At 37.9% G+C, this 23,559-nt stretch carries 24 protein-coding genes; 3 read left to right on the top strand and 21 right to left on the bottom strand.

Features of this window, described 5'->3' with window-relative positions:
* Window positions 1-58: 58 nt before the first annotated feature.
* From FBF73_RS04945 to FBF73_RS05045, 20 genes are all read right to left on the bottom strand, one after another.
* A complete protein-coding gene (locus FBF73_RS04945; protein ID WP_120769979.1) occupies window positions 59-343 on the bottom strand; it encodes a TIGR04197 family type VII secretion effector in 285 nt (94 codons plus the stop codon).
* Between the two features lie 4 nt (window positions 344-347).
* Window positions 348-782, bottom strand: a complete 435-nt coding sequence (locus tag FBF73_RS04950; RefSeq protein WP_120769975.1) for a YwqH-like family protein — start codon at window positions 780-782, stop codon at window positions 348-350.
* Between the two features lie 3 nt (window positions 783-785).
* The gene (locus FBF73_RS04955; protein ID WP_049486988.1) at window positions 786-1,115 is read right to left on the bottom strand and encodes a DUF4176 domain-containing protein; all 330 of its coding nucleotides are present in this window, start codon (window positions 1,113-1,115) and stop codon (window positions 786-788) included.
* An 11-nt stretch (window positions 1,116-1,126) separates the two neighbouring features.
* Window positions 1,127-5,503: a type VII secretion protein EssC gene (gene essC / locus FBF73_RS04960; protein WP_136937157.1), complete on the bottom strand. Its 4,377-nt coding sequence runs from the start codon at window positions 5,501-5,503 to the stop codon at window positions 1,127-1,129.
* A gap of 9 nt (window positions 5,504-5,512) precedes the next feature.
* A complete protein-coding gene (gene essB, locus FBF73_RS04965; protein ID WP_136937158.1) occupies window positions 5,513-6,667 on the bottom strand; it encodes a type VII secretion protein EssB in 1,155 nt (384 codons plus the stop codon).
* A gap of 14 nt (window positions 6,668-6,681) precedes the next feature.
* Window positions 6,682-6,924, bottom strand: coding sequence for a type VII secretion protein (locus tag FBF73_RS04970; RefSeq protein ID WP_125453220.1), 243 nt, complete (start codon window positions 6,922-6,924; stop codon window positions 6,682-6,684).
* A 123-nt stretch (window positions 6,925-7,047) separates the two neighbouring features.
* Entirely contained in the window at window positions 7,048-7,509 is a 462-nt protein-coding gene (gene essA, locus FBF73_RS04975) for a type VII secretion protein EssA (protein WP_004261567.1), read from the bottom strand.
* Window position 7,510: 1 nt separating this feature from the next.
* Window positions 7,511-10,750 carry a type VII secretion protein EsaA gene (gene esaA, locus FBF73_RS04980; protein WP_136937159.1) on the bottom strand — a complete coding sequence of 1,080 codons (3,240 nt, stop codon included), beginning with the start codon at window positions 10,748-10,750 and terminating at the stop codon, window positions 7,511-7,513.
* 62 nt (window positions 10,751-10,812) lie between these two features.
* Window positions 10,813-11,109 (bottom strand): WXG100 family type VII secretion target, encoded by a 297-nt coding sequence (locus tag FBF73_RS04985; RefSeq protein WP_125453222.1) that lies wholly within the window; start codon window positions 11,107-11,109, stop codon window positions 10,813-10,815.
* 339 nt (window positions 11,110-11,448) lie between these two features.
* On the bottom strand, window positions 11,449-12,105 hold the full coding sequence (locus FBF73_RS04990; RefSeq protein ID WP_125410886.1) for a CBS domain-containing protein: 657 nt from the start codon (window positions 12,103-12,105) through the stop codon (window positions 11,449-11,451).
* A gap of 362 nt (window positions 12,106-12,467) precedes the next feature.
* Window positions 12,468-13,178 (bottom strand): ABC transporter ATP-binding protein, encoded by a 711-nt coding sequence (locus tag FBF73_RS04995; protein ID WP_000062200.1) that lies wholly within the window; start codon window positions 13,176-13,178, stop codon window positions 12,468-12,470.
* On the bottom strand, window positions 13,178-13,942 hold the full coding sequence (locus FBF73_RS05000) for an ABC transporter ATP-binding protein (protein WP_001185997.1): 765 nt from the start codon (window positions 13,940-13,942) through the stop codon (window positions 13,178-13,180). Before FBF73_RS05000 ends, FBF73_RS04995 begins: the two co-directional genes overlap by 1 nt.
* Window positions 13,942-14,898, bottom strand: coding sequence for a branched-chain amino acid ABC transporter permease (locus FBF73_RS05005; protein ID WP_000662290.1), 957 nt, complete (start codon window positions 14,896-14,898; stop codon window positions 13,942-13,944). The genes FBF73_RS05000 and FBF73_RS05005 overlap by 1 nt, the downstream gene beginning before the upstream one ends.
* 3 nt (window positions 14,899-14,901) lie before the next feature.
* Complete coding sequence (locus tag FBF73_RS05010; protein ID WP_000941421.1) at window positions 14,902-15,771, bottom strand: branched-chain amino acid ABC transporter permease; 870 nt, start codon at window positions 15,769-15,771, stop codon at window positions 14,902-14,904.
* 116 nt (window positions 15,772-15,887) lie between these two features.
* Window positions 15,888-17,048: an ABC transporter substrate-binding protein gene (locus tag FBF73_RS05015; protein ID WP_124787751.1), complete on the bottom strand. Its 1,161-nt coding sequence runs from the start codon at window positions 17,046-17,048 to the stop codon at window positions 15,888-15,890.
* Between the two features lie 66 nt (window positions 17,049-17,114).
* Window positions 17,115-17,402 carry a YlbG family protein gene (locus FBF73_RS05020; RefSeq protein WP_124787752.1) on the bottom strand — a complete coding sequence of 96 codons (288 nt, stop codon included), beginning with the start codon at window positions 17,400-17,402 and terminating at the stop codon, window positions 17,115-17,117.
* A 78-nt stretch (window positions 17,403-17,480) separates the two neighbouring features.
* The gene (clpP, locus tag FBF73_RS05030) at window positions 17,481-18,071 is read right to left on the bottom strand and encodes an ATP-dependent Clp protease proteolytic subunit ClpP (RefSeq protein WP_000613475.1); all 591 of its coding nucleotides are present in this window, start codon (window positions 18,069-18,071) and stop codon (window positions 17,481-17,483) included.
* Between the two features lie 172 nt (window positions 18,072-18,243).
* Complete coding sequence (gene upp, locus FBF73_RS05035; protein ID WP_000515974.1) at window positions 18,244-18,873, bottom strand: uracil phosphoribosyltransferase; 630 nt, start codon at window positions 18,871-18,873, stop codon at window positions 18,244-18,246.
* 88 nt (window positions 18,874-18,961) lie between these two features.
* Window positions 18,962-19,429, bottom strand: a complete 468-nt coding sequence (locus FBF73_RS05040) for a deoxycytidylate deaminase (protein WP_124787753.1) — start codon at window positions 19,427-19,429, stop codon at window positions 18,962-18,964.
* An 18-nt stretch (window positions 19,430-19,447) separates the two neighbouring features.
* Complete coding sequence (locus tag FBF73_RS05045; protein WP_000004132.1) at window positions 19,448-20,005, bottom strand: TetR/AcrR family transcriptional regulator; 558 nt, start codon at window positions 20,003-20,005, stop codon at window positions 19,448-19,450.
* A 124-nt stretch (window positions 20,006-20,129) separates the two neighbouring features.
* Between FBF73_RS05045 and FBF73_RS05050 the strand changes: the two genes are divergently transcribed.
* Genes FBF73_RS05050 through FBF73_RS05060 form a run of 3 tightly spaced genes read left to right on the top strand, consistent with a single transcriptional unit; the run spans window position 20,130 to window position 22,775 of the window.
* Window positions 20,130-20,975, top strand: coding sequence for a DegV family protein (locus tag FBF73_RS05050; RefSeq protein ID WP_124787754.1), 846 nt, complete (start codon window positions 20,130-20,132; stop codon window positions 20,973-20,975).
* A 58-nt stretch (window positions 20,976-21,033) separates the two neighbouring features.
* Window positions 21,034-22,206, top strand: a complete 1,173-nt coding sequence (locus tag FBF73_RS05055) for an NAD(P)/FAD-dependent oxidoreductase (RefSeq protein ID WP_124787755.1) — start codon at window positions 21,034-21,036, stop codon at window positions 22,204-22,206.
* A 47-nt stretch (window positions 22,207-22,253) separates the two neighbouring features.
* Window positions 22,254-22,775, top strand: coding sequence for a DUF1697 domain-containing protein (locus FBF73_RS05060; protein WP_124787756.1), 522 nt, complete (start codon window positions 22,254-22,256; stop codon window positions 22,773-22,775).
* A gap of 41 nt (window positions 22,776-22,816) precedes the next feature.
* Here the strand turns inward: FBF73_RS05060 and FBF73_RS05065 are convergent, their stop codons facing one another.
* The gene (locus FBF73_RS05065; RefSeq protein WP_124787757.1) at window positions 22,817-23,557 is read right to left on the bottom strand and encodes a MerR family transcriptional regulator; all 741 of its coding nucleotides are present in this window, start codon (window positions 23,555-23,557) and stop codon (window positions 22,817-22,819) included.
* Between the last annotated feature and the right edge of the window lie 2 nt (window positions 23,558-23,559).

Here is a 23,559-nt window from a genome sequence, read left to right on the forward strand (position 1 = left end):
TTTCCACTTGAACAGAGGTAATATCATCAAATTTTATCTTGTAACTCATAGAACCTCCCTACTGCAAGCCAGAAAACATTGTTTGTCCCAATACTGTATCTGTACGGGCCAACTCTTTTCCTGTAGCGGACATCAAGGCGATGTCTGTTCCCAATAAGGACGTATAGCTCGTCATCAACTGATAGAGCTCATTGAATTGTTCCTGATACAAATCGAGCACCTTGGATTCCGATGTCGTGTTGAAGTTTGGCTTACTCACTCCAGCCAAACTAGCCTGAGCCTTGGTCAAACTACTGATGTGCGCGTTAAACAGAACCTCAGATAATTGAATCGTTCCATACATGACCTTACCCCTCCTTCGTATGTAGTAACTTCTCGATGAAATTTCCCAGATTGTTAATCTGACTTTGGCACCAACCAATAATGCCATGTTCTTCATTTTTTTGGTTTTCCAACCTAGTGATTTCATCACAGATGGCATCATAGAAGGTATTCATCTCCGTTTGAAAACTCGTATAGTCACTAGAGAAGGTTTCCCACTGCTTGGTGAAATCATCCTTTTGTTTGCCTTGCCATTCTGGCTGAATATTTCGGTGCATGATGGGATACTTGATATTGTGAACATTTTGTTGGATTTCCCCTACAGACTTCTTGGCCGTACGAAGACGTTCCAATTTTTCATCGATGGAAGTAATCCGTGATTGGGCAGAGGAGATGCTGGCGGAGTAGGCATTCACTCTACCTTGAAGATAATAGATTTGATCATAGTCTATTTGCCCCATGTATTAGCCTCCTAGTTCATTTACTTCATTCAACTCAGCAACATTCCCTTTAGGAATATCTGTTGTAGAGACAACCGAAGCAATATGTTCTAACATAAGCTCATTATCATCATCGCTATAGCCCTCTTGAACAACCTTAAAAACATCTTCATGATTAAAGTAGATAAGGCTATCTCCTACCATTCCTTCTGGATAGAGACAGGCTCCGTAATCAAAACGGTAGAGATCTCCTTTGACGGGTGCTGCAATCACACGAGCAATGATGAGCATCTTTTTAGTACTTCCCTTTAAAACAATAACACTGCCTAGTGGTAATAATTTAGTATCTGACATAAATAACCTCTCTAAATTTCTAATAATTGAACGGATTCATAATGATCTGGATAAAGAATGTAACCCTGGTTCGGTTTCAGTGCAGGTTCATTCATGATATAAGGATAGCGAGTATGATCTTGATCGCTAATACGTACACCGAGAAAGACTTGTTCTACTAGCTGATTAACTAGTTTGACAAAATTGTCGTAATTGTTCGCTACTAGATCTTGGTAGGCGCCTATAAAGAGCAAGGTTACTCCATACTGAGCTCCTTCACTAAGGAGTTGCTTGAAGTCCACTTCACTCACTCCAGCCGCCATAGCCGTCGCAGCAATATCAGGTATCAAAATTAACCATTTTGGATAGTCCTGACTCGGAGACGCAACCCGTTTCTTAAAGTCTTCTAATATCGTCTTCATGACATTATCAACCTCTAAAGAAGTATCAAATCGTTGAATACCATCAAAGAACTGATTGTTAATACGCTGACTAGGATCTAAAATAACAGTATTATACACTCCTGATAAACGGTTTAGGTGATATTCTAGTAATTTATAGTAATTCGTTACAAAAGCAGGACTGTCTGAGGCTATAAGAAGAGGGTGTTCAAAACTAAAGGTTGCTGGAACAACGGCTTCTCTTTCAAGACCCAAGATAAAGTCTTGACTGCTTTCTAAGATTTCTGACATCACCTCTTTGGTTACCTTTTCTGGTAACATTGGGATACCTGCAGGAAGTGGGCCATCGTATGCCATAGCCATTGCTTCTTGTTCTGTACGAACTTCTTTTATGTAGTCCGTATAATGTTCACTGCTGTATGGCAACATCACTTGGAATTGGACAATATCATCCAATTTAGCTATGGCACGGCCTTTGATTTCATCGAGTGGAATATTTGAACGTCCTACTACACCTGATAAGTCACTGGTATCAAATAAGAAGAGAGAAATCTTGGTCTTAAAGTTCGATTGTAGCTGTAGACGCATCGCATTGAGACGAGAAAGTGTTACAACCAGATAGATCCCTAGAGAGGCACCATCTCGAGAAATGACATTTAAAGTATCATAAAAGGCATCGACAAACGGGGCATCCATTACACTATCAAAACCATCTATCTCTATGAAAATAGTTGGAAAACTCTCATCTGACAACTGATTGTATTGCCTTAGATTTGTGGCTCTTGCTTGCGAAAGAGCATGTTTCCGAGTTTTTATCTCTCTATTCAAGAATCGAAGGGATTTCATGATTTTCTCAGTTTCATCCAAGGTGAAATAATCTGCAACATGAGGAAAATCTGAAATAGAGATTAAGCCACTGGTACCAAAATCATAGAGGTAGAAATGGACCTGTTCTGGTGTGTGCTTACGAATCACATCCATCGCAAAGTTCTGTAGAAAAGTGGACTTACCGAATCCCGGGCTAGAAACCAACAAAATATGACCTCTTTGTTCCATATTGAAGTAAAGGGGAGATTGTTCCTGTCTTTCTGGAATATCTTGATACCCAATTAAAATAGGTTGCAACGCCTCTGAACGTCCCCAATAATCCTTGTAGTTAGTCGATTGTGTATCTTTAGCATATATCTTCTCTTCAAGTGGTGGCAACCAAGGACTGGCTACCTGATGAATATGAAGACCATCAAAGACTTCACGGGCTTTTTCTACAATGGCGTCTAATTCTGTTGGAACAGCCTTTGCTTCTTTTTTATTGACTAAACCACTCAAATCTTTATTAATGGCATTGTATTGACCATTACTTGTAATCTCATACACAGTTGTGTTTTTTTGAACATGATTTCGTCCTTCTGGATTATAATCCGCGCCTGACCAAGCACTTTGGAATAGCTCATAGATTTCATTGTTTCCGACTTGAAGATAGGCTCTACCTGTCTGGGTGATTTCTGCGGCATCAGGTGTTTTGATTACTTCTCTAGAATCTGCAGCATCCTGTACTTTAAGAGCTATTTTAAACTTAGAGTTCGACCAAATTTGATCGTTGACAACCCCACTAGGTTTTTGGGTTGCTAAAATTAATTTAACCCCCAATGATCGACCAATACGAGCCGTAGAGACCAATTCGTCCATGAAATCAGGTTGATTCGCCTTCAACTCTGCAAACTCATCACTAATGATTAATAGATGTGGTAATGGTTCTTTGACCTTCCCTTCTTTGAAGAGTTTCATGTACTGGTTGATATGATTGACATCATTTTCTGCAAAAATACGCTGACGCTTCTTAAGTTCAGCTTTGATAGATACCAGAGCTCGATTGGCCTGGTTGCCATCCAAGTTTGTAATCGTACCAACAACATGAGGTAGGTCTGCAAAGAGATTAGCCATCCCTCCACCTTTATAGTCAATCAAGAGGAAAGCAACCTCATACGGATGGTAGTTCACAGCTAAAGATAGAATGTAGGACTGAATAAGCTCAGACTTCCCTGATCCCGTCGTACCAGCAATCAATCCATGAGGTCCATGCGCCTTCTCATGGATGTTTAGATAAAGAATATCATCTCTACCTCGAACTCCTAGAGGAACAGCCATTGTTTGGAAAGTTTCATTGTCTTGCCATCGTTTTAAAAGTTCTAGTTCCTCTACCTTATTGACTCCATACATCTCTAGGAAGGTAATACTATTCGGAATCGAATTACGCAAAGTCTGAACATGATGAATACCCGCAAGATTTCTCGCAAAGTTTTCCTTTTCCGATAAACTTATAGGAGGAAGAGGCATAATTTCTTTATTTGTATAATTGCCATCCTGAAGTAATACTGTACCTTTTTTATCTCCTCGATAGTCAACAACTGTCTTAACGTGTTCTGGTAGACTTTCAAGTACTTCTTCTACGAATACATAATGAATCCCTAAATGGGATAAATCTTCATTGATGTACTCCATAATGTTGTGATCCAACATCAGGCTTAAATCTGTAAGAAAGAGAATATAATGAGGACTGTATTGCTTTTCTTTCCCTTTATCCTGCTCACTATCTAACTTTCTATCTTTAATAACTTGATAGAGCGACGTTAATAGTTGATCTCGAGTACGTTGATTGTAAACAAAACCACGGCTATTTAGTGCTTTTATTTTCGTATGAGGTAACCATCGGCTCCAATTCCATAACTCAAACTCTTCCTCTCGGAAAATTGGAATAAACTGCAAATCATGGTAACTTTGGAAAGTCGCTAATTGCATCATCATCTGTTGAACTTGTTCAATCACTATTTGCCGTGTCCCGATATAACCCGTAGGATTTGTTAATGTATGTGTAATAGGTACCTGCTTAGTCACACGATAGTAGGAAAGTAGTTCTTGAATTTTTTGGTTAGCAGCTACATTATATTTTGTTAATTCAGAATCTGAATACTCAATAGAAAAACTAGAGTTAACTTCGCCCAATCCTAAGCGATAAGATAAGAAATCGAAGTGATAGAGTGTTTTCTCATAAATTCGTCGATCAGTCTTTTCTACCATTTCCAAAATATGAACTGTATCAGGGAAATGATAAAACAGAGCTCCAACTTGTTCGTCATGTAAGTCAGCTAACTGTGAATATTTGGTTTCCAAATATTCCATATAATCAACAATTTTCTGTTCTTGAAGTTCCTTATGTGATTTTTTATCAGAAAAATAAGTATGAATGGAAGTTCCAATAGTAATGACAGACATCCCCATCATCATGAACATCATGCCACCACTACGTGTGAAGTAAACCGTTAGTATCGTAAAGACAATCATCGCCAAAGGGGTAATAATCAATCTTAGTAACGATTGTTTGTTACCTTCATCATCTGTTGGTGCCGAAGCAATCGTTACTTTATCCTCGGGTTCTCTCAGAATAATCCGTGGAGAGCGATGAAATTCTTTTGAACGATCCTCAACCATTACTTCAGAAAAAGGCAGTAAGCTCGTCTCAATAGAAAATAGTGAATGAATCGATAAGATTTGTTTTTGAACGGATAAAGCTAGACCTTGTTCAAAAACAAGTTGGTCCATATCTTGAATATTTTGCGTCCCTGTTCTTCTTTCACCATTAAGATAATATGGACTAGCACTATAAATCGTCTTATTTGTCCCATCAAAGCTCAAAATGATTTCTATAGGAAAATCAACTAAGCGAATAGTCGCTTCTTTCTTATCTGATAAATATAGTATTTTTTCGGGAAGAAGGTAATACTCGGTGTTTTTAATAATCAATAAGGATACACTTATATCTTCAGCTATGGAAACCAAATGATACCCATAAGAATAAGTCTCTCCGAGCAGTTCAACTCCCGTTTCCTTGACTTCCAACACCACATTTTCAAGAATAGGAAGATAGATATTAGAAGCTATAGAAGGCCCCAGTTGATAGGTATTTCCTGTATAGAGTGGATAAACATTGTCTTCAAAAAATAAATAATTCATAGACCACTCCTATCTTGACTCTGTTGAAGTTGAAGGCGTATTCGACTTATTCGCCTCTGGTGTTAGGTAGTTTTTCTTCAATTCTTCCAATTTACTCTTATAATTGTTTAGTTGCTCAGTACGTTGTTCAGATGTGAGGTTAGGATTTCTCTGAACTTCATCAACCTTTTTGGTAAGACCATACATCAATAATTGTGGGTCATCTAAGTAACTTGCAATATCTATAGCTTCATCAACTTTCGACTGCCCAATTAAGACCCAGTAACGAAGATAGTCTGTACTTGATTGACTTGATATTTTGGATAGCTCTGTCTTTTGCGCTTCTGTTAAAGGCTCTGTTTTAATGACGGAATAAGCCACCATATAAGCATCATCTTGACTAAGTGATTTAGAATCTGTATTTTTAACAGTAGATACAACCGATGAATAATCTTGGTTTACAAAAGCCAAACGTAAATCTGAAATCATTTGTTGATTAGGCATAGCGAACAATGCAAAGTAAAACACTCCAACAATTGATAGCACTCCAATAAATGATGCAATAATGGTAGTCCACTTCAACCGCGACACAAGTTTATTAGGAACACGTGAGAATTTTTCTTTATTTTGTTCCTTTTCTTCTAAGTATTTTTCTAGTAGTAATGCTATAATTTCATCCAAGTTTTCAGACTTCATGATAGTCTCACAAAACAGTTTTCCTTTATAAAATGGCGACTGTCCCTCCACTAATTTTTCATAACTTACCTTTTTATCTAATAGAGATACTATCATAGCTTTAAAGTTAACTGTAAACGCCTCCAGCTTCAATGCATCATAGGGAGGCACTTGCCCTTTAACACCACGAAAAATGAATAGAGGGTTCCCATTTCGTGAAAACACTAAATTACTAGGTGATAATTCATAAGTATAAATTGAATCCTTCAGCGAGTTAAATAATTGACCAACATTGATCAGATGACGTAATTTTTCTTCCTCAATCATCGTAGTCAGCTTATCCCAAGAATAATATTCATCAGTCAATAGACTTTCAATCGTTAGTTTACCTTCTTCCTCAATAACATTTTGATTCACAAAATAAGGTTGTATTGCTGTTAATAAAGCATAAGCTATTTCACGATTTCCCTTGATATCTCCAACTACTAATTCAATTTTTTGAACTTCCATACCTGACTCCCTTACTATATTCTTTCCAGGTTTAATAAAACTCCGTCTTTCACTAATACTAGACTGCTCGTACTAGCAAGAATTTCTCCTGACTGTTGATTTCTTACACTTGGATTCATTACCTTAATTCCAATACCATAAGTATCTGAGACGATTTGTATCAATTCTTTAATCGTTAACTCAGTAGGGACCCTTAAATCTAATATTTTAGATAAAAAAGGCGAACAATCCAGACTAATATTGATGTACTCTTCCATATAAAACTCCTAAATCTATTATGCTATGCCTATTATATCACGCAAAACATGAATATTAAAGAACTTTCTATTTATAAAAAGAGATACATTTTGTATCTCCCTTTATGTATTTTTCTATCGACTTTATTGTTTAGCTATATGTAACTTTTTATAAAAGAGCGAGTAAATTGTGACAATCATCCCTAGTATAAACAATAAAATTGCAGTCCAAGAAACAGGAGACTTTACGTTTTTAAGTGAAACAGTCTTTTTATCACTGTGGTTGATTTGAATCTGATTGGTAAATAAAGCAGACTGATACTCATTAACGATATTCTCCGATTCCACTTTAGTGCTAAATAAGTTTGTTTTAACTAATTGATACTTTTCTTTATCCAATTTTTTAGTTGTATCAATCAATTTATATGTCTCAGGATGAAATAACTTTGTCAAATTACTCTCCTGTTCAAAGTACTGAATCTCTGTTTTCTTGGTATTCTTATCTAAAGACGTATCTATTTGCAAAGATCCATCGTTTGCAAAAGCAACACTACCTTTTGTAAAAATTGAAAACAATAGAAAGATAAAGACAATGTTTTTTTTCATATTACTTGCTATCCTTAACTTGGCGATACAAGAAAATATTTACAAGTCCCAAAGCAATTGTTAGAACAACAATTACCATTACTGACTGAACAACTCCGTTTTGCTGATTAATGAATAATCTCACTACACCTTCAAGATATGTTAACGGAGAAAGAGTTGTTAAAATAGGAGCTGGATTCACATAATATTCATCAAATAATTGAGTTGCTGAAATGATATAAAGCAGTAATAGACTTATGCTTATCAAAAATCCAAGACTTTTTAGTTTATCAAGAAGGATATTCAGACTATATGTCATCATTAGACTCACCAAGACAAGAAGCATTACAAACCAGCTTAATTGACTTACAGAGAAAGCAAGTTTAACTCCAGAAACAATCGCAATTATAGAACCAACAGCTACTGAAATCACACTTAGGAAGAACATTGGTCCAGAAGAATTTCTCCATGACAAACGGTCCTTCAAACTGATTAATTTTTGCAATTCTTCTTTATCTGCATGTTGGAAAAGATAGGCAACAACTAGGCTAACAAGATAGCTGATTAAGATAACAAGGAGTCCTGATCTCTCATCTTGACGATTCGTCTGTGACGGTCTATTGGTCGCAGCTGATACGACATTCCCAATTTTAGAAGCATCAACAGGATTCGACAAATATTCATAGACTGCATCATTTTTGGTATTACCCGTTCTAGTATTGCTCAAAACAGTAGAAAAGTTTTTAAGGAATTCTTCGTTTGAACCATATTCACTAGACATGATATTTTTCAATTCAGAAACGCGTGCACTTAATGATTTTCCGTCTTTTTCCAATGTATTAACATCATTCGTCAACTGAGTCATAGTAGCTTGTATCGTCTCAGAAACAGCTTGGTTTGCTTTTGTATTGTCCATCAAGGTTTTACTAGCTGACATCAGTGTACCTAGGTCCCTGTTCATATCCATACTAACATTAACCATACTAGTATTATCTACTTTTTCTGTTTCAACAAAACTAGGTTTACCTTTAATCGTTTTATCCACTGATTTGGTCTGTTCAATTAACTGACTTAACTGGGTCATTAAATCTTTGGTTGTTGTTCTCAGCTGTTCAATGTTAGAGGTTAATTTCTCAGCATTGGCTAATCGAGACTGAATATCCGTCAATTTTTTATCAGAAATCTTCAAATCTGATTTTAGAGCTTCTACTGTAGTTGCTTTGATTAGATTGGTCACAATAGTCTTGAGGTCACCATTATTTGCTAAGGCAGCAAGAGAACTTTCTGCCGGAACAAACGTAGTGTCTGTGTACGTATTTTTAGATAAATCTAAGCCGTAATACGCAGTAACAAGTCCTGATAACTGTAGATACGCCTCAACATCTTTATAAACCGCTTGAGTTAGCTTGGTAGGGTTGTACTCCCAGTTAGAAATAATGTCTTGCATCTCATAATGACGATTCAAAACTTTTTTTTCTGTTTGATTTATCTTAGTAGTCGTGATGGTCTTCGTAATTGTGATAATTTCTGTTGGTTTCTGCACATCAGACGTAGAGGAACTTGACGTTACAGCAGTAGCTGGACTAACAGGCGCAGCATGAACTGTCTCATTCTCTATTTTATCTTTTTCTACATAAGGAGCATCTTCCTTTATAACTTTTACATCTTCTGTCGTATCTAATTGATACTTAACAAGCACAGGTGATAAGACATTGAGATCATTTTCATTCTTGATTCCTAGTGTGTATGAAATAGTCATACCTGGAGATGCTTCACTAGGGATAGATACCTGATAACTCCCTCCTCCAAGATCAGAAAATCCATAGTTTGATTCTTTAAGATAGTATCCGCTTGGTACTGTTAACGTTAATTTTGAAATTTTCCCTTCAAATGAAGGCAATGTTAGATCACGTTTTGTTGTGCTCTTAGATTTAATGTCATTCTTTAACTGAGAGAACTCTTCATTTTCAAGTGTTGTAGATTGCAAAGTTGGCAAATCTTTCCCTATATTCTTACTATACCACCTTATAAAAGCACTAATATTTTTCAAATGTTGTTTATCAGCATCTGACAAAGAGAGATTATTTATAGTTGCATCATCGTAGTATACACTTGGCCATTTACTAGTAATTTGATTTTGCATACTATTATTTAACGACTTGATATAACTTCCAAGAGTTTTATTAGCTCCATCTACCGCTGAGGGGTTTTTAGCCAAGGAAGACTCTACTGCTCCTCTAATCTTTGTATCATAATTTGATAAGGTATCATCAATTTCCTTGTTATTATTCTTCAAGCTTTCGAGAAGTTTTGCGATATCTTGATTATAGGAAGAAGCCTTATCAGTAGTTTCTTTCCAAATAGCTGGCTCTGATAACTTCTCAGTAACTTGAGTGTTTATAGCAACTAATTGAGTTAATTGTTCCTTAACTGATAATTTAGAAAATTCCTTATCATAGTTGGCCAAAGACTTTTCTCTATCATCCAAGGAAGTATTCCATTTTTTTTGTTGCTTATCTATTCCATTTATTGTTCCCTCATATGTCTTATTAACAGAATCAATTGATTTAAAGGCATCATTTGTATTTAACAAGGTCTTGTTAAATGACGAATACGATGATAAGAGATTATTCGGTGATGAACTCAACCCATTAAACTGTTGACCATATTGAACAAGAGGATCCACTAACTTATTATTAAAGGACGTTAGTGACTCATGTTCATTTGTAACCACATCAGCAACCTGGCCTTGTGCTGTTTTCAAATTCCCGATAATACTAGTGAAATAAATATTAATCAAATCCTTATTAAAGAGCTCTTTGAAAGCTACTACTGCTTGTTCAGCCTGTTTGACAGTCAGTTGATCACTTGATTGAATTTGATATTGAAACTTCGCCTGAACAGGGGAAGTTGATTCAATTGCTAAAGCTTCTTCTGAAAATTTACTTGGCAAGACTATCATCAACTGATAAGTCTCATTTTTTAGACCGTTTTCAGCGATTGACCGAGAAACAACTTCTACTTTGTAATTATTTTTAGCTATGAACGAGTTTACTAAAGTATTCGCAATGTTAATCGGTTGTCCATTATATACCTTACCCGTATCTTCATTAACAATAGCTACTTTGATAGGGGCTTGTCGCACCGAGGAATCTGAGTTCGTTCGGCTGATAGGTGTTGGTTTTACAATTGCAAAGAAGGATACTATCATTGTAACAAATAACAATAGCATCCCTAAGCTAAATAAAACTTTCTTTCTCACATTTTCTCCTTAATTAAATATAGTAAAAAAGTTGAGGATTTCTCCTCAACCTCAACTTTAGATTATTGAAGACCAAAGTTTCTAGATAAGTCTTGGTCATTTTGTTGCATCGCTTGAGCAGTCTTATCAAGTTGTGTATTGATTTGTTGCATTAAATCAGCAAAGTTTTCAACCTTTGGTTTCAATTCAGAGAATTGTTGATCAAAGCCTTGGAACGCAGCACCTTCCCATTCCGAACGCAAGGTATCCTGCAAGCGTTGAAGATTGCTCAAAATAACTCTGATATCGTTTGCAGCTTTTCCATAATCACGTGCACGTGATTGGAGGGTTTCTGGAGATACACGAATTTGTCCTGACATATTTTTACTCCTATATTTTTTATTTTATTATAACATTATTTTATATACGAATCAAGGATTTTTGGAAAAAAATTTATAGTATTAATCCATAATTAAAGTCATATAGAATACAATAAATAGTTACTTATAAAATACAACATAATTGTTACGATTTAAAACTCAAATCATAATTTTTTCGATTTATTACTTCTGTCAATATTTAGAAAATTTAAAAATCTTTAAATTTTAAATTATCTTTACTCTAAATCAAAAGGTAATATTTCAGATTTTCATTCATTTCTTTCCATTTTTTTCTCTAATTCTCTTTTCATGAAAAAAGAAGCCTTACGGCTTCCATTCTTACAAAATTTTAGCAGAAGTTCGACTAATCTCTTCTACTTGAATATTTTCTGCTTCAAATTTTTCTTTTAAGGCTGGTAAATCAATTGAACCATCGATTTGAACTTCGATAATCACCTTACCATCCTTACGTGGGATATTTACTGTATGTGAGATATTCAAATTTTCTTCTACAATCAAAGAAACAATCTTTCCGAGTACACCAACTTCATTTTCTGTAACAAAACGCACACGAATTCCTTCCTCACCATAACCAGCAATTTCAAGAAAGGCTTGGAAAACATCACGGTCAGTAATAACTCCGTATACTTGATGGTTATCAACAACAGGAAGAATACCAATCTTATTTTTCAACATCAAATAAGTTGCATCCTCTAGACTCGCATAACCTGAAACAGTGACAACATCGCGGATCATGACATCTTTTACTTTTGTCTTATTTAGAAGATAATTCATCTCATAGATAGAAAGACTTGTTGCCTTGGATGGACTAGCTTGGGCAATGGTTCCCTCAGTCACCAAACCAACCAATTGATCATTTTCGATAACAGGCAAGCGGTGCAATCCTTGCTCTCTCATCAAATCTGCTGCATGAGATACTGTTGTATCTGGACTAATATACACTACCTTGCGGGTCATAAAATCTTTAACTGCCATGAGACTTCTCCTTTTCTGTTCTTATCCCTATTATACAATCTTTTTGTAAATCTATCAAACGCTTACATTTCTTTTTCAAAATTCATAAAAGTATGAATAAGCTAGCAAAAAGAGCTCTAAAATCGAGCTCTGTGATGAAGATAAGAAGCGTTTCATTCGATTTTTTCAATTATTGGAAATTCATCTTTCAGTGTAGATGTAGATTTGTTTGCAATCTAAATATGCCGACTAAAAAGGTTCCCTGGACTGTTAATGAGGATTACTTCGTAATCTTTATTTGCAACCTAAACTAGTCTCCTAGACTATGCGAAGATTGCTTACGTAATCTACATCTGCCGACTAAAAAGGTTCCTTGGACCTTTTTAGCCACCTAGATATGCTTTTCTGACTTCTTCTGATGAGGCGAGTTCTTTTCCTGTTCCTGATAGAACGATTTTCCCTGTTTCCAATACATAGCCTCGGTCAGAGATTGCGAGTGCTTTATTAGCGTTTTGTTCAATCAAGAGGACGGTTGTTCCTTGTTTCTGGATATCTTGAATGATATCAAAAATCTCTTGGATAAAGATTGGGGCAAGTCCCATTGAGGGTTCATCTAAGAGAAGAAGTTTTGGTGTTGACATAAGAGCCCGTCCCATGGCAAGCATTTGTTGTTCCCCCCCTGAAAGAGTGGCTGCATCTTGGTTCTTCCGTTCTTCAAGACGAGGAAAGCGTGAGAAAACCTTCTTCAAGTTAGCTTGATTTTCTTCACGATTTTTCTTCAAGAAAGCTCCCATTTCTAGATTTTCCATAACAGTCAAGCCAGGAAAGACGTGGCGTCCTTCTGGTACTTGTGAAAGACCACCTGCTACGATTTTCTGAGCCGGCATTTTTTGGATTTCTTGACCTAAAAATTCAATCTTTCCAGAACTTGGTCTAACTAAACCAGACAAGGTACGGAGAATAGTTGTTTTACCTGCACCATTGGCACCGATAAGGGAAACTACTTCTCCTTCATTAACTTCAAAGCTTACATCACGGACTGCTTGGATCATACCGTAATGCACAGAAAGATTATCAACTTTTAACATAGACATTAGGCTTCACCTCCTAGATAAGCTTCGATAACGCGTTTATTGGTCTTAATTTCGTCTGGAGTTCCTTGTGCAATCAAACGGCCATATTCAAGTACGTAGATACGTTCTGTTACTTCCATGACCAGATTCATATCGTGTTCAATCAGCATGATCGTAATCTTAAATTCATCTTTTATACGACGAATTAACTCAGTCAATTCCGCTGTTTCCTGTGGGTTCATACCTGCTGCTGGTTCATCTAAAAAGAGAATTTTAGGTTCCGTAGCGAGGGCACGAACAATTTCCAAACGACGTTGTTGGCCGTAGGCAAGATTTTTAGCTAGAGTTTCTGCATCACCATCTAAATCAAAGATTTTAAGTAATTCCAAGGCTTTAGCCTTTAATTCTTTTTCACTCTTGTAAAAAGCTGGTAAGCGCAAAAAACTAGCAAAAACATGTTGTTTGTGATGGTTGCCAAAAGCAATCAAAACATTGTCCAAAACGGTTAAATCTTTAAAGAGACGGATATTTTGGAAAGTACGTCCAAGTCCCAAAGAAGCAATCTTATAAGGTGACTTTCCATTCAAAAGGTGACCATCTAAGGTTACTGTTCCCTCACTTGGCTCATAAACACCCGTCAAGAGGTTGAAAAGGGTCGTTTTCCCAGCTCCATTTGGACCGATTAGTCCAACCAGTTCCCCTTCGTTCAATTCAAGAGTCACATCTCCAACAGCTGTTAGACCGCCAAAATGTTTGGTTAACTGTTTTACTTCAAGTAATGCCATTAGTTTTGTTCCTCCTTCTTAGATTTTTTAAAGAAACGTGATAGACTCAATTCCCATGTTCCAAGGAGTCCACCTGGTCTGAAAATCATTACCAAGACCAAGGCCAATGCGTAGATAATCATACGCACGCTGGCGACATCTTGGAGAAGCATATTCAAAATTCCAAGAACAATAGCTGAAACGATGGCACCTGTAATGGAACCAAGTCCACCAAATACAACAATGATCAAAACGTTGATTGAGTTGATAAAGGTGTAATCTTTCGGTACGACAGATCCAATAAATCCTGCCTGAAGTGACCCTGCAATACTTGCAGTAATAGCACCAAAGACAAAGGCGATGATTTTAATTTTAGTCGTATTAACCCCAACTGACTCAGCAGCGATTTCATCCTCACGAACAGAGAGGGTTGAACGACCAATTGGACTACGCAAGAAGTTCAAGGTTGCAATGGTTGTAATCACGACAAAGAAGTAAACCATTTGCCAAGTTGTAAAATTAGGAATTCCCAAGATACCTGCCGCACCATTTGTAAGGCTTCCGCCATTGATGATAAAGATACGGATAATTTCAGAAACACCGAGAGTTGCTACCGCAAGATAGTCCCCTTTCAAGCGCAAGGTTGGAATTCCGACAAGTAAGGCAACTGCTCCTGAAAGCAAAGCACCTACAAGCATGGCTCCAAAGAAGGCACCGTAGGTTGGTGATTTAGAACCAATAATAGCTGCGGCATAGGCACCAATCGCCATGAAACCAGCATGTCCAAGTGAAAATTGTCCTGAAAAACCAACGATTAAGTTGAGACCAACAGCCAGAATAATATTAATTCCAATTTGTTGTAAAATCTGTACATAGAATAGGTTGAGTACTCCGACTGAAACCAGTACACTAATCAAGCCATAGCCAGCTAACAAAAGGAGTAACCATAGAATATTAACTTTTAAATTTTCTTTCATCGTTTACACCTTCTCTTTCACATTCTTACCAAGGATACCTGCTGGACGGACAATCAAGATCAACAACAAGATTCCATAAACAATGGCATCACGGAAGTCTGACATTCCAAAGGCTGTCGCAAAAGTTTCCAATAGACCAATCACAAAACCACCAAGAGCCGCACCAGGAATAATTCCGATACCACCAAGTACAGCGGCAACGAAAGATTTAAGACCTGGAGTAACCCCCATCAAAGGCTCAAGAGAGTTATAATAGAGGGCAATCAGAACACCTGCCGCACCCGCAAGAGCTGAACCCAAAGCGAAGGTAAAGCTGATGGTACGGTTTACATTGATCCCCATCAATTGCGCCGCATCGCTATCTACTGATACTGCACGCATGGCTTTCCCCATCTTAGTCTTTTGGACAATGACTTGTAACAAAATCATCAAAATCAAGGAAATCGCCAAAATCATTAACTGTACATTCGTTAAGCTAATTGGTCCCAAATCATAGCGAACTGTTTGAATCGCTTGAGGAAAGGCACGGGTATTAGCACCAACCAGATAGACCATTCCATACTCCAATAGGAAAGAAACCCCAATAGCTGTAATCAAAACAGCAATACGAGTAGAGTGACGCAAAGGTCGGTAAGCAAGGAACTCAATCACGACACCAAGAATGGCCGTCGCTAGCATAGCTACAATAAGCGCTACAAAGAAATTCATTTGGAAAGAATTAATCAAGAAATAACCGATAAAGGCTCCCATCATATAAATATCACCGTGGGCGAAGTTGATGAGCTTGATAATTCCGTAAACCATGGTATATCCTAGGGCTAACAGCGCGTAAACACTACCTAGGATCAAACCATTTACTAGTTGTTGGAGCATAAGATTCACTCTTTCTATTTATAATTCCGAGGGCTTCCCCTCACTTTTTGATAGGTTCTTAAACATCGAAACAGGGAGTGAGTCAGAGGCTCATTCCCTATTTCAACATTTTTCTATTATGGTTTTACAACTTCTGCTGCTTCAACCTTACCATTGTTCATGGTCATCATGTAAGCAGTTTTGACTGTGTTGTGGTCTGCATCGAAGCTTGTTTGACCAGTTACACCTTCAAAGTCTTTTGTTTTAGCAAGATTATCTTTAATCTCACCTGAGTTTTTAGCACCTTTTGCTGCGTTTGCTACAAGGTGAACTGAATCATAAGCCAAGGCTGCAAATGTTGAAGGCTCTTCATTGTACTTAGCACGGTAAGCCTCAAGGAAGGCTTTTGCTTTAGCTGAAACTTCTACAGTAGTTGAGAAGCCTGAGATAAAGTAGATGTTTGATGCTTTTTCAGGGGTTGCTTGTTGTACAAACTCTTCACCGTTGAATCCATCACCACCAACGATTGGCTTGTCAATTCCCATACCACGCGCTTGGTTTACAATTTTACCAGCTTCAGTATAGTAACCAGGAACAATGATAGCATCAAAGTCTTTCCCTTTCATTTTTGTAAGGGCTGCTTGGAAGTCTGTATCACCTGCTACGAAAGTTTCATCTGCAACGATTTCACCCTTGTATGATTCGCGGAAAGATTTAGCAATACCTTTAGCATAGTCACTGGCATTATCAGTGTAAAGAACGACTTTCTTAGCTTGCAATTTATCAGTAACATAGTTTGCGATAATTTTTCCTTGGAAGCTATCTTGGAAAGTTCCAATAAAGAGGTAATCTTGACCTTTAGTCAATCCATCTTGAGTCGCACTTGGTGAAATCAATGGAACACCTGCTTTTGTAGCGTTCGCTACCGCAGCTGCAGTTGCACCAGATGTCGCAGGTCCTACGATTGCTGATACCTTAGATTGGGTTACAAGGTTGGTTGTAACAGAAGCTGCTTCAGCTGTTTCAGACTTGTTATCTTTATCAACTACTTCGATTTGTTTTCCGTCGATACCACCTGCTGCATTGATTTCATCAACGGCAAGTTGAGCACCTTTTTGTTCAGATGTTCCGTAGGCTGCTACGGCACCAGTTTCTTCAAAGTTAAATCCGATTTTGATTGTCTTCTCATCTACTGAGTTACCAGCAGCGTTTGACGCTCCAGACTTCACTTCTCCACAAGCCGCAAGAAGTGCTACACTTGCAAGCGCCACAAACGATAGGGCAAATTTTTTCTTCATCTTTTTTGTCTCCTTATTTCTTAAATAAATAGCATGTTAAGAATATACCGAATTATCAGAAAATTGTCAACACTTTTCTTGAACTTTGTCGATGATAACGTTTTCCTCTCGATAAAGATTGCCCACAAAAGGTGTTTCCAACTCTTGGATATGACAAGCTCTAACTTTTTTAATAAATTTTTCCTTGCTCAAGCGCCCGACCAATTGCTCCACTTCTTGAGTTGGAACATAGAGTTGTAAGTAACGATGTTTCTTGGAATGATAGGTAATATCTCCATAATCCTGCAGTTTTTTTGCATCACGATTATAGTAAAGATAGATAATCAAGCCAGATCGATTGACTTTTTCAAACATGATAAATCCTCTTTCTAAGAAATCTCTCCCTATTATACCAAAAAAAGCAAACCCCGTCGAGTTTGCCTTCTATCAACATTAATTCAATGAATTGTTAGCCATGATTTCATCAATGAAGCCATATTCAAGTGTTTCTTGAGCGCTCATCCAATTATCGCGTTCTGCATCTGCATGGACTTTTTCAATTGACTGACCTGAATTTTCAGCCAAGATTTTTTCCAAGGTATTACGAGTTTTAAGCAAGTGTTCTGCAGCGATCGCCATATCAGTTTGTTGGGTACCACCACCTGTACCGCCCATTGGTTGGTGAATCATATATTCTGCATTTGGAAGCATGAAACGTTTGCCTTTTGCTCCACTTGATGCGATGACTGTCCCCATAGATGCAGCCATTCCCATAACGATGGTTTGGACATCTGCCTTGATAAAGTTCATGGTATCAACGATTGCCAAACCAGCTGAAACAGAACCCCCAGGTGTATTGACATAAAGGTAAATATCTTTTGTACTATCTTGGGCATCCAAGAAAAGCAATTGGGCAATGACAGAGTTAGCCATATTGTCCTCAACAGGACCTGTTAGCATAATGATGCGGTCTTTGAGAAGACGTGAGTAAATATCGTAGGAACGTTCTCCACGGCTTGTTTGTTCAATAACTACAGGAATCATTCATTTCTCCTTTTGAGTTTTATTTTTGTTTGTCAAATGACTGAAGATAAGACTATTATAATATCTTGGTCAAAAAAGGTCAAATTTTTGCTCTGTTTTCATCAGACAGAAACAAAAATTCAACCTCCTTTCACGACTAGAAATCCTATTCCAAGTTAATCTCTTTTTAATGTTATTTCGTACCGAACAAGCGGTCCCCAGCATCTCCAAGACCTGGAACGATATAACCGTGTTCGTTCAAGCGTTCATCCAAGGCTGCTGTAAAGATTTCTACATCTGGATGAGCTTCTTGAAGGGCTTTTACACCTTCTGGTGCTGATACAAGGCAGACAAATTTAATATTTGATGCGCCACGTTTTTTAAGGGAGTCAACAGCCAAGATTGCTGAGCCACCTGTTGCCAACATTGGATCTACGACAAAAATTTGACGTTGGTCAATGTCCTCAGGCAATTTCACCAAGTACTCAACTGGTTGAAGTGTTTCTTCATCACGGTACATACCGATGTGGCCAACTTTAGCAGCTGGAACCAAGCTCAAGAGCCCATCGACCATCCCGATACCTGCACGCAAGATTGGAACGATGGCCAATTTCTTACCTGCCAATTGTTTTTGAACTGTTTTTGTAATTGGTGTTTCGATTTCCACATCTTCTAGTGGAAGATCACGAAGTACTTCATACCCCATCAACATTGCAATCTCATCTACTAGCTCACGAAAAGCTTTTGTAGAAGTATCTGTACGACGCAAGATTGACAATTTGTGTTGAATCAGCGGGTGATTAATAACTTCAATTTTTCCCATTTTTGGAGTTCCTTCTTTCAATTTATTCTTCTTATTATACCAAAAAACGGTTTAAAAATCTTTCTAAACCATTTATTTTTGATAATTTTTACATTAGATCAGCCTCTTTAAGAGCGGCCTGTACTGTCTCAAGTGGTAAATGAGTCAATTCTGTTCCCTTTTCTTGATAAAGATATTGGGCATAGTCGTCCATTCTATACTGGTTGATATAAACCACGCGATTGCAGCCGACCTGCAGCAATTGTTTTGTACAGTTTAGACAAGGAAAGTGGGTCACATAGGCTGTAAAGCCTTTGGGAACACCACGTTCTGCACCTTGAAGGATAGCATTGACCTCAGCGTGAAGGGTGCGAACACAGTGTCCTTCAATGACCAGACATTCGTGGTCAATGCAATGCTCGGTTCCTGACACCGAACCATTGTAACCAGTAGAAATAACCTTATTATCCTTTACCAGAATCGCGCCCACTTTGGCACGTTTACAAGTGGAACGATTGGCAATTAGTAGGGCTTGGGCTGCAAAATACTCATCCCAGGCTAGTCTTTTTTCAGTCATCTCTTTTCTCCTTTTTCTCTATTTTTTAAAAAATGGTAACCGTAAATCCGCAATCTTTTCAGCAGGTACCTTCATGCCATCCTTGATCCATTTTAGTAGGACAGAGACGATGGCCGAGCTCCAGAAGGAATGAAGATAAGAGCTGACACCTTTTGATTTTCCATGGTATTTTTCTAGAAATTCCTGCATGGCTTGGACAAAGATTTTTTCCAGATGGTAATCCAAGGCCAATTGAATCACTCTGGCTTCCTTTCTTGCTTCTCGGAAAAGGTGAACCCAGACCAGATAAAGGTCTGTCTTTAAATCATAATGATGCAACTGTTCCATGATATTGTGGACACTCCGTTTAAAGACACTCTCTAAAATTTCCTCTTTGGAATCATAATTACGATAAAAGGCCGCACGCGAAACGCCTGCACGTTTGACCAATTCAGAAATACTAATCTTGGTCAAGTCCTTTTTTTCCAAGAGCTGCAAGAGGGCTGTTTCAATAGCTTCTCTAGTTAATAAATTGGATTCTTGGTTTGATTTTCTGAGATTTTCAAGAGATTTTTCAGAGATTCTACGTTCAGACATAACATTTTCTTTCTACTTGTCACAACAGACGGATAAGGCTTTTGTTTCAAGGGCTTTCATGATATAATTGTAAAAAAAGACAGAACCTTTGTCAATGTATAAATGGCAAAGATGGAGAATTTCTATGACTTGGAAGATTATTGCTGACTCTGGTTGTGATTATCGTCAACTGGCAAAACCAGCTATTGACACGACCTTTGTAAGCGTCCCCTTAACCATTCAAGTAGCTGATCAGGTCTTTGTTGATGACGCCAATCTTGATATTAACCATATGATGGAAACCATGTATGCAACTGCAGAAGCTTCAAAATCAGCTTGTCCAAGCCCAGATGATTATTTGCGAGCATTTGAAGGAGCCAAAAACATTTTCCTAGTAACCATCACTGGTACTCTTTCTGGCAGTCACAATAGTGCTCAACTAGCCAAGAATATTTATCTGGAAGAACATCCTGACACTAAGATTCATGTAATTGATAGTTTGTCTGCTGGCGGTGAAGTTGACTTGCTCGTAGAAAAATTAAATGACTTAATTGACCAGGGCCTATCTTTTGAAGAAGTGGTTAAAGCTATCACAGCTTATCAAGAAAAAACCAAGTTGCTCTTTGTTCTAGCCAAAGTCGATAACTTGGTGAAAAACGGCCGTTTGAGCAAGCTTATCGGTACAGTCGTTGGCCTTCTCAACATTCGTATGGTCGGAGAAGCTAGTGAAACTGGAACCCTCGAATTACTACAAAAAGCACGAGGTCCAAAGAAATCAGTTCAGGCAGCCTATGAAGAGTTGATAAAAGCTGGATATGCTGGTGGTCGTATTGTCATGGCTCAACGCAATAACGAAAAATGTTGCCAACAGCTTTCAGACCGAATCCGTGAAAATTTCCCACAGGCGGATATTAAAATTCTCCCAACATCTGGTCTCTGCAGTTTTTATGCAGAAGATGGTGGTTTGCTGATGGGATATGAAATTGATTAATTGCATTCTTGACAAGAGGTGACCATCATCTCTTGTTTTTTTGTGGTACAATAGAGCTATGAAACATTTTGATACTATTGTCATCGGTGGAGGTCCTGCTGGCATGATGGCTACTATTTCCAGTAGCTTTTATGGTCAGAAAACCCTCCTCATCGAAAAAAATCGGAAACTTGGAAAAAAATTAGCTGGGACTGGTGGGGGACGTTGCAATGTAACCAATAACGGAACTCTAGATGACCTACTAGCTGGCATCCCTGGGAACGGACGCTTTCTTTACAGTGTCTTCTCTCAGTTTGATAATCATGATATCATTAACTTTTTTACAGAAAATGGTGTTAAACTTAAGGTCGAAGACCACGGCCGTGTCTTTCCAGCCAGCGACAAATCTCGAACCATTATCGAGGCCTTAGAAAAGAAAATCACTGAACTAGGTGGCCAAGTTGCTACTCAAACAGAAATTGTTTCGGTTAAAAAGATAGATGACCAGTTTGTCCTTAAGTCCTCGGATCAAACCTTCACTTGTGAGAAACTCATTGTCACAACAGGTGGTAAATCCTATCCTTCTACTGGTTCGACTGGTTTTGGTCATGAGATTGCCCGCCATTTCAAACACACCATCACCGAGCTTGAGGCCGCTGAAAGTCCTTTGTTGACAGATTTTCCACACAAAGCCTTGCAGGGAATTTCTCTGGACGATGTGACCCTAAGTTATGGTAAGCATGTCATCACTCATGATTTACTCTTTACCCACTTTGGTTTGTCAGGTCCTGCTGCTCTGCGTATGTCTAGTTTTGTCAAGGGTGGGGAGATTCTCTCGCTAGATGTTTTGCCTCAACTTTCTGAAAATGACTTGGCTGCATTTCTAGAAGAAAATCGGGAAAAATCTCTAAAAAATGCCTTAAAAACTTTGCTTCCAGAACGCTTGGCAGAATTTCTTGTGCAAGGATATCCTGAAAAAGTCAAACAGTTGACTGAAAAGGAACAAGAACAACTTCTCCAGTCCATCAAAGGACTTAAAATTCCTGTTACTGGTAAAATGTCCTTAGCTAAATCCTTTGTTACCAAGGGTGGCGTCAGTCTTAAGGAAATCAACCCTAAAACTCTGGAAAGCAAGCTGGTACCTGGCCTCCACTTTGCGGGCGAGGTACTGGATATCAATGCCCACACAGGTGGCTTTAACATCACTTCCGCTCTCTGCACTGGTTGGGTGGCTGGATCAAACCCAATCTAAATTATTCAATGGCTAGGCTAAATCAGCCCCAAAAGAAAGGAACTACTTTGGAACATATTATTTTGTTAAGGGGAGTTACTCCTAATGGAAAAAATGCTATCCCTAAAATGTCTTATCTAGTAGATATCTTAACAGAAGCTGGTTTTCAACAAGTTCGAACCTATATTCAAAGTGGGAATATCATTCTTGAAAGTGACTTAGATTTAGAAACAATACGAGAACGTGTTCATACTCTAATAAATGAAAATATTGGTGCTGACTTAAAAATGGTAATCAAGAACAAAAGTGATTTTAAAAAAATTGTCCAAGAAAACCCGTTTGGAGAACACTATCTTTATGACCGTATACACGTGATTTTTTATCAAGAATCTATTCAAAGTCTCCCTTTAGAAAAATTGAAAATTGATTACGGTGAAGAAGAAATTTGTATCGGTAACCATTGTCTTTACCTCTATCTCCCTAGAACTGTAAAACAAAAGAAACTCCATACCAACTATCTTGAAAAGCTTTTCAATGTAGATTTGACCATGCGAAAACTAAATGTAGTAGAAAAATTATTAAGCAAGTAGTGCTTGAATTTAGCAAAAATCGGAAGAATACTCCTCCGATTTTATTTTGTCTGAGTTTGGACATAGTGGGCAATCACATCTGATGTGTACTGGGCTGTACCAAGTCCAAATTTGTCAATATTTTCCTTAAACTCTGGGTTATAGACGTAGCCTTTACCAATATGGCCGAAGACTTCAATAGAGCAGTCAAATCCATAAGTACGGATGGCTTGCAAGAGTTTGCCTGCTTCTTCTTGGTTTTCAGACGCTGTTATCGGTAGACCAGCTTGAAGATTTTGTGCCAAGGCTTGAAAGACTTGATTGAAGGCAGACGTAGCCTCGTCTTCGTGACCTTTTTGGCGCTCGATGGCCTGGTCCATGACTTCTTGTCCATATTTCTCTACCGCCTCGTGGTGGTACTTTTGATGGTCTTGGTAGTTAAATCCTGCAAATTTCTCTTGAATGGTCATTTGTCTTTCTCCTTTATGTTCTTGAATGGTTTTTTGCAAGGTGGAAATCAAGGTATCCAGATGTTCCCTTTCTCGAGTCAAATAGTCCAACTGCCTAGTCAAATGAGGCAACAAATCTGTCCTTTCTTCCTTTAATAGCTCTGCTATTTTTTCTAAAGAAAAGCCTAGATATTTATAGTAAAGAATGACCTGAAGGCGTTCCAAATCCTCCTGACTGTAGGTTCGATAACCGTTTTCCGACTTTAAAGGAACCAAAAGTCCTATCTTGTCGTAGTGGTGCAGAGTCTTGACAGATACGCCCGAAAGCTGCGCAGCTTCTTTTATATGGTACATGA

Source organism: Streptococcus mitis, assembly GCF_005144795.1.
Classification (GTDB): Bacteria; Bacillota; Bacilli; order Lactobacillales; family Streptococcaceae; genus Streptococcus; species Streptococcus mitis_BB.

Bases quoted from the DNA above. Each gene is read 5' to 3' on its own strand.
- FBF73_RS04945 (WP_120769979.1), bottom strand. From the start codon at position 343: ATGTATGGAACGATTCAATTATCTGAGGTTCTGTTTAACGCGCACATC.
- FBF73_RS04950 (WP_120769975.1), bottom strand. From the start codon at position 782: ATGGGGCAAATAGACTATGATCAAATCTATTATCTTCAAGGTAGAGTG.
- FBF73_RS04955 (WP_049486988.1), bottom strand. From the start codon at position 1,115: ATGTCAGATACTAAATTATTACCACTAGGCAGTGTTATTGTTTTAAAG.
- essC (WP_136937157.1), bottom strand. From the start codon at position 5,503: ATGAATTATTTATTTTTTGAAGACAATGTTTATCCACTCTATACAGGA.
- essB (WP_136937158.1), bottom strand. From the start codon at position 6,667: ATGGAAGTTCAAAAAATTGAATTAGTAGTTGGAGATATCAAGGGAAAT.
- FBF73_RS04970 (WP_125453220.1), bottom strand. From the start codon at position 6,924: ATGGAAGAGTACATCAATATTAGTCTGGATTGTTCGCCTTTTTTATCT.
- essA (WP_004261567.1), bottom strand. From the start codon at position 7,509: ATGAAAAAAAACATTGTCTTTATCTTTCTATTGTTTTCAATTTTTACA.
- FBF73_RS04985 (WP_125453222.1), bottom strand. From the start codon at position 11,109: ATGTCAGGACAAATTCGTGTATCTCCAGAAACCCTCCAATCACGTGCA.
- FBF73_RS04990 (WP_125410886.1), bottom strand. From the start codon at position 12,105: ATGGCAGTTAAAGATTTTATGACCCGCAAGGTAGTGTATATTAGTCCA.
- FBF73_RS04995 (WP_000062200.1), bottom strand. From the start codon at position 13,178: ATGTCTATGTTAAAAGTTGATAATCTTTCTGTGCATTACGGTATGATC.
- FBF73_RS05000 (WP_001185997.1), bottom strand. From the start codon at position 13,942: ATGGCATTACTTGAAGTAAAACAGTTAACCAAACATTTTGGCGGTCTA.
- FBF73_RS05005 (WP_000662290.1), bottom strand. From the start codon at position 14,898: ATGAAAGAAAATTTAAAAGTTAATATTCTATGGTTACTCCTTTTGTTA.
- FBF73_RS05010 (WP_000941421.1), bottom strand. From the start codon at position 15,771: ATGCTCCAACAACTAGTAAATGGTTTGATCCTAGGTAGTGTTTACGCG.
- FBF73_RS05015 (WP_124787751.1), bottom strand. From the start codon at position 17,048: ATGAAGAAAAAATTTGCCCTATCGTTTGTGGCGCTTGCAAGTGTAGCA.
- FBF73_RS05020 (WP_124787752.1), bottom strand. From the start codon at position 17,402: ATGTTTGAAAAAGTCAATCGATCTGGCTTGATTATCTATCTTTACTAT.
- clpP (WP_000613475.1), bottom strand. From the start codon at position 18,071: ATGATTCCTGTAGTTATTGAACAAACAAGCCGTGGAGAACGTTCCTAC.
- upp (WP_000515974.1), bottom strand. From the start codon at position 18,873: ATGGGAAAAATTGAAGTTATTAATCACCCGCTGATTCAACACAAATTG.
- FBF73_RS05040 (WP_124787753.1), bottom strand. From the start codon at position 19,429: ATGACTGAAAAAAGACTAGCCTGGGATGAGTATTTTGCAGCCCAAGCC.
- FBF73_RS05045 (WP_000004132.1), bottom strand. From the start codon at position 20,005: ATGTCTGAACGTAGAATCTCTGAAAAATCTCTTGAAAATCTCAGAAAA.
- FBF73_RS05050 (WP_124787754.1), top strand. From the start codon at position 20,130: ATGACTTGGAAGATTATTGCTGACTCTGGTTGTGATTATCGTCAACTG.
- FBF73_RS05055 (WP_124787755.1), top strand. From the start codon at position 21,034: ATGAAACATTTTGATACTATTGTCATCGGTGGAGGTCCTGCTGGCATG.
- FBF73_RS05065 (WP_124787757.1), bottom strand. From the start codon at position 23,557: ATGTACCATATAAAAGAAGCTGCGCAGCTTTCGGGCGTATCTGTCAAG.